This window comes from Bacteroides finegoldii DSM 17565 (assembly GCF_000156195.1).
GTDB lineage: Bacteria > Bacteroidota > Bacteroidia > Bacteroidales > Bacteroidaceae > Bacteroides > Bacteroides finegoldii.
On record NZ_GG688347.1, the window covers coordinates 1 to 789 of the forward strand.

The 789-nt window shown below is 39.3% G+C and carries 1 protein-coding gene; it reads right to left on the reverse strand.

Translation table 11 applies throughout. The features are described 5' to 3' along the window. Positions 1–254: 254 nt before the first annotated feature. Positions 255–683, reverse strand: a complete 429-nt coding sequence (locus BACFIN_RS00050; protein ID WP_007758406.1) for a hypothetical protein — start codon at positions 681–683, stop codon at positions 255–257. Positions 684–789 lie beyond the last annotated feature (106 nt).

The following is a 789-nucleotide window of genomic DNA, read 5'->3' on the forward strand; positions in this document are numbered from 1 at the left end:
CCTTCCAGAGCTGCATTCAGGATACTTTCCAATAAAGGGGCAAAAGCACCGTCTTTACCTAACAAGGGCTTACCTGCTTTCAGCTGTTCAATTGCCTTGTTCTTGATACTTTCAAAATCAAATTCTTCTTTCATAAAAAAACTGTGTTAGCAAAGTTAATATTTTATTTTAATCTTTGCTGACACAGTTTAATTTACATCCTCACGTTCCAAGACACCGTGAATCTTTTCAAATGACCTTCAACATAATATATGTCATTTCAAAGGGGACAGTTCCATGTATTCCCGGGACATATCCAGACTTCCATACTCTCCAAACCTGTTATAAACTGCGAACTTCGTGGAAGTAAGTTCTTCAATATCCCAATAATGGCTCTCACCGAAATAAATCGTACTGGAACCCTGATCATAAAAAGCCCACCGGTAATAAATTTCTGTTTTGGATTCCTCCTCATTCTTGTTGGTCCAAATGATGGTACGTGTACAAGTGCCGTCCCTTTTGAACTGATAGATTTCCCGGGATGTTTCTCCTGCATCATGAATGGTATTTTCAGTGGACCATGTCACGTCACAAACCAAAGAGATGACGTTATTCTCCCCTTCCGTATAATATCCGTTCTTTTCAACACACCCGGTCAGAAAAAAAACTGTAGAGAGAACCAGACATATGCACAACCTGTTCATCTGCGTAAGAATTTGAGATCCGCAATATATGGAACATCCTCATTTAGACTGATCACCTCAAAATTCCAGTTCATATCATTGTTTGTCAACCATTCGAAACTAGGGG

Excerpts from the sequence above, each read along its gene's own strand:
- BACFIN_RS00050 (WP_007758406.1), bottom strand. The coding sequence starts at position 683 with ATGAACAGGTTGTGCATATGTCTGGTTCTCTCTACAGTTTTTTTTCTG.